This is a genomic window from Mesorhizobium sp. M7A.F.Ca.AU.001.01.1.1, assembly GCF_004022735.1.
In the GTDB taxonomy this organism is placed as follows: Bacteria; Pseudomonadota; Alphaproteobacteria; order Rhizobiales; family Rhizobiaceae; genus Mesorhizobium; species Mesorhizobium ciceri.
Window position 1 is genome coordinate 1 of sequence record NZ_RZPF01000524.1, and the last position, 4,797, is coordinate 4,797.

Here is a 4,797-nt window from a genome sequence, read left to right on the forward strand (position 1 = left end):
GGTGCAGAAAAACTCCATGACCGCCGGTATCTCGCCCTTGCGGGTGAAGAAGGAGATCGACAGGTTCTCGATCTCGATGATCGGCCCTTTGGTTGGCCCGGGGGTCGGCTTGGCGGGATTTCGAACTGCCTCGTTCATGGGTCGCTCCAATCCTGGTTCTTCCAGGCCTGTTTCTCTCAGGCCCATCGGGTCGAAACCCGCGACATCAGTCTTTCATCGATTGTTCGCGCAGCGAGTCGGCGAGCAGGTTCAAGCCCAGCACGAACGACATCAGTGCGATGGTCGGCGGCAGCGCCGGATGGATGAAGGAGCGCAGCAGGCGGCTGGCGTCCTTGATCGCGGTGCCCCAGTCCGGACTTTCCGGCGCCAGGCCAAGGCCGAAATAACCGAGCGTGCCGAGCAGGATGGTGGTGTAGCCGATGCGCAGGCAGGCATCGACGATCAATGGCCCGCGCGCATTGGGCAGGATCTCCCACAGCATGATGTACCAGGGCGATTCACCGCGCGTCTGCGCCGCCGCCACATAGTCGCGCGTCTTGATGTCCATCACCAGGCCACGCACGATGCGGAACACGCCGGGGCTGGAGGCGAACACCACCGCCACGAAGATGTTGAGCTGGTTTGGATCGATATGGACGATGTGCAGCGGGTCCTTATCGAACACAAGGCCGAGATAGATCCAGCCACCGAGGATCAGGGTGATGCCGAGCAGGATGTAGAGCCGGTCGGGCCGGTTCTTGTAGCGGGTCCAGAACAGCACGCTGAAGAAGATGATCGGGAACAGGAAGAACACGCCGGCCATGCCGTACGGGATCGGCGTGTCCATGATACCCGGCGTCACCAAGAGGTAGAACAGCAGGATCACCGGGAAGGCGAGCACAAGGTTGGCCAGGAACGACAGCACGGTGTCGATCTTGCCGCCGTAATAGCCGGCGGGCAGGCCGAGCGTGATGCCGACCATCAGCGCGAAGCCGGTCGCGGCAGGCGCGATGATCAGCACGATCTGGCTGCCATAGACCATGCGCGAAAACACGTCGCGCGCCAGCTTGTCGCCGCCGAACAGATAGGTCAGCCCCGACTGCGGTTCGACGGCGCCCGGCAGCACGTCCTTCATGATCGGAATCTGGGCCAGCGGATCGAAGGGCGATATGGTCGCGGCGAAGATCGCCGTGAACAGCCAGAACAGGCAGATGCCGACGCCGACAATGCCGACACCGCTGTCGAACAGCTGGCCGTAGAGCGCCAGCTTCTTCTTGTAGGCGAAGCTCGCGCCCATGACGATGACGAGCGCGATCCAGACCGGCCAGAAGCGCGACAGCACTTCGAAAACGACGGTGAAGCCACTGATGTATTGAACCGGCATCGGCTTCGCTCCCTACTGAACTCTGATACGCGGATTGAGAAATGCGTAGCCGACATCGGAAATGAGCTGCGTGATCAAGACGATGAACACCGAGACCAGCGAGCAGCCGAGCAAAAGGTCGATATCGTTGTTGCCGGCCGCCTCGACCAGCGTGTAGCCGAAGCCCTGGTAGCGGAACATCACCTCGACGATGACGACGCCGGTGAGCAGCCAAGGGAATTGCAGCATGATGACGGTGAACGGTGCGATCAGCGCGTTGCGCAAGGCATGTTTGACCACCACGCTGCCGAAGGAGAGACCCTTCAACCGCGCAGTACGGATATATTGCTGCGTCATCACTTCGACCATCGAAGCTCGCGTCATGCGGGCGATATAGCCGATGCCGTAGATCGCCAGCGTCATCACCGGCAGTGTGAAATTGTAGAAGGTGATGCCCTGGCTGGCCGAAGCCGCCGAGCCGTTCAGCCAGCCTAGCCATGAGGCGAAGATGACGGTGAAGATGACGCCCGACACATATTCAGGCGTCGCCGTCGAGGCGATCGACGCCACGGACAGCACCCGGTCGGTTCGCGACCCCTCACGCATGCCGGCCAGAATGCCGATCAGCAGCGAGATCGGCACCATCACCGCCAGCACCCAGAACATCAGGATGCCCGTAGCGCCGAGTGCCGGAAACAGTTTTGAGGCGACGGTCGCCTTGAACTTGGTCGAGCAGCCGAAATCGCCCTGGAAAACGCCGGCAAAGGTCGGCACGAGCGGATCGTTGCAGAAGGAGAAACGCTGCGCCGGCTTGCCGGTCGCCGGGTCGGTTACCGGCTGCTTGGGCAAGACACCAAGCCACTGGCCGTAGCGGACGAAGAAGTTCTGCCGGTAGCCATGGTTGACCAGCCAGCTCTCGAGCTGCTCGGCCGACGTATGCATTTCGGTCTGGCTGATCGCCAGCTTCTTCAGATTGGGTTCGAGGTTGATCAGGAAGAAGACGACCATGGTCAGGCACAGCATCGTCAATGCCATGGTGCCAAGACGCCTGATAACGAAGGAAAGCATGGCGGCCCCCTGCCGATGGGTTGGGGTTTGAGCCGGCTATGAAAGCCAACCCTGCCGTGACCGGCGGGGCTGGCTGTCAAACAGGCCTTCGGATGCGATCAACCCTGTTTTTGTTGCATGGCCTTGCCCGCGAGTCCGCAACTTTTTTGAGAATGTGCGGACCAGCAGGGACGGACAATGCAAAGAGCGAGGGAAGGGAGCGAGCCCCTTCCCTCCATGTCGATGCGATATCAAGCCTGGTCGAGCCAGACCTTGCCGTAGTCGCGCTCGAAGGTCGGGTGCATCTTGTAGTTCTGCACCGCCTTCACCGAGTGGCTGTAGAGCTTGCGCCAGTACGGCTGGATCATGATGCCGGAATCCTGCAGTATCTGCTCGATGTCCTTCATCATGTCCTTGCGCTTGGCGGCGTCGGCAACGGCGAGCGCCGCATTGAGCTTGGCATCCCAGTCCGGATTCGACCAGCCGGCCTCGTTCCAGGCCTCGCCGGTGCGATAGGCGATGGCCAGAACCTGGACGCCGAGCGGACGCATGTTCCAGTTGGTCATCGACAGCGGATACTTCGTCCAGTCGTTCCAGAACGTGGAACCCGGCAGAACGGTGCGCTTCACCTTGATGCCGGCGTCGCGCAGCTGGGCGGCGATCGCATCGCCGGTGTTCTTATGCCAGTCTTCGTCGACGGTGATCAGCTCGTGTTCGAAGTCGGCTTGGCCGGCTTCCGCCATCAGCGCCTTCGCCTTGGCCGGATCACGGGCAACCTTGGGCAGCTCGTAATATTCCGGATGGATCGAGCAGACATGGTGGTTTTCGGCGACCGAGCCGGCATTGCCGTAGCCGAGCTGCAAGACGACATTGTTGTCGACCGCAAGCTGCAGCGCGTTGCGCACCTTCTGGTCGCCATAGGGCTTGTTGTTGACGTTGGTGCGGCAGACGATGGTCGACGCGGTGACGATTTCCGACTTCACCAGGTCCATGCCGTCGAGGATCGACACATAGTCGGCCGAAGTCTCGAAGTTGGTGTGCACTTCGCCGGCCTCGAAAGCGCTGACCATGGCTGCCGGATCGGTGCCGTAGTCGATGAATTCCAGGCCATCGAGGAACACTTCGCCGTCCCACCACTTGTCATCGGTGCGGCGCTTGTAGACCACCTTCTGACCGACATCGTAGGAGACGAGTTCGAACGGACCGGTGCCGATCGGGCAGGCCTTGAAGTCGCCGCCCTTCTCATCGAAGGTCTTGTGGACGATCAGCCCGGGATAGTCGCACATGTTCGGAATCAGCGCGATGTCCGGCTTGCTGAGCTTAAGCACGACCGTGTGGTCGTCCGGCTTGGTCACGGCGCTCTCGTCGAGCTTGTCGTCCTTGACCAGCGAGCCGAGACGGCCGGGCATGGAATTGCCTTCGGCTTTCTTGTCAGCCCAGCGCTTCAGGTTGAAGATGACGTCATCGGCGGTGAAGGCATCGCCATTCGACCAGGTGACGCCCTTGCGCACATGCAGCGTATACTGCGTGGCGTCGTCGTTGACGTCCCAGCTTTCCAGCAGATAGGGGCGAAACGTGTATTCGGAGGTGTACTTGACCAGCGGCTCGAGCGCCTGGCGCTCGGCATTGGCGATTTCCGACCAGTCGGCCTTGCGCGGGTCCTTGGGATCTTTGATCCACTGGGCGATCTTCAGCGTGCCGCCCTTCTTGCCCTTTACCTCTTCGGCCTTCGCCGGCGTCGGATCGGCGAGGCCGAGCAAGCCGTAAGCCATTGCCGTCGATGCGCCGAAGACGCTGGCCATGGCCAGGAATTCGCGGCGGTCCACCTTGCCTGCCTTGGCTTCTTCGGCCATGGCCAGGATGTGATCCGGAACGCGATCGCCATTACTCTTATAAATTGTCATGACTTAACTCCCATTGTTGGCTTTCCGCCTTTTAACATTCCGCATCCAGGCCATGATGTCAAAGACGGCGTGGATTGAGAACATGTTAGGGAATGTGCAACTTTGAAAGGGGAGCGGTTCGCGTGATAACGACAGTCTTGGCGCAAATTTGCTACTGTCCGACGGATTCTTCTGGAATCGCGATAGTCGATTAAACTGAGACATTTACTCTGGCCCGCACAGCACCAGAATCGATCCACCATGAGGCCAAAAGCCCCGCCGGACTGTCAGTATTCCTTCTCGTAGAAGATGCCGCCCTTGGCTTCGCCGGCATCGTTGGCCTCGCCGCGCAGCTTGACGCCGCGCCCGACATTGAGGTCGATCGTCGCCTTGCCCGAGCCAGGCTTGTCGCCCTTCTGGATGGTGACATAGGTGCGGTCGTTGAGGTATTTGCCGGCCGAAACCGCCGTGCCGCCCTGGTCGTCGGTGGTGACGTCGAGATCGTCGACGCCAATTGCGCTGCGC

At 60.8% G+C, this 4,797-nt stretch carries 4 protein-coding genes; all 4 read right to left on the bottom strand.

What is annotated here, in order from left to right:
• Positions 1–205 precede the first annotated feature (205 nt).
• Entirely contained in the window at positions 206–1,363 is a 1,158-nt protein-coding gene (locus tag EN884_RS26085) for an ABC transporter permease (protein WP_013530884.1), read from the bottom strand.
• A gap of 12 nt (positions 1,364–1,375) precedes the next feature.
• Positions 1,376–2,410, bottom strand: coding sequence for an ABC transporter permease (locus tag EN884_RS26090; protein ID WP_013530883.1), 1,035 nt, complete (start codon positions 2,408–2,410; stop codon positions 1,376–1,378).
• Positions 2,411–2,640: 230 nt separating this feature from the next.
• The gene (locus EN884_RS26095; protein ID WP_013530882.1) at positions 2,641–4,293 is read right to left on the bottom strand and encodes an ABC transporter substrate-binding protein; all 1,653 of its coding nucleotides are present in this window, start codon (positions 4,291–4,293) and stop codon (positions 2,641–2,643) included.
• 266 nt (positions 4,294–4,559) lie between these two features.
• Positions 4,560–4,797, bottom strand: a 238-nt coding sequence (locus tag EN884_RS26100) for a translocation/assembly module TamB domain-containing protein (RefSeq protein ID WP_164895158.1), incomplete at its 5' end; no start/stop codon positions are given.

Coding starts and splice junctions, on each gene's coding strand:
- EN884_RS26085 (WP_013530884.1), bottom strand. CDS start 1,363: ATGCCGGTTCAATACATCAGTGGCTTCACCGTCGTTTTCGAAGTGCTG.
- EN884_RS26090 (WP_013530883.1), bottom strand. CDS start 2,410: ATGCTTTCCTTCGTTATCAGGCGTCTTGGCACCATGGCATTGACGATG.
- EN884_RS26095 (WP_013530882.1), bottom strand. CDS start 4,293: ATGACAATTTATAAGAGTAATGGCGATCGCGTTCCGGATCACATCCTG.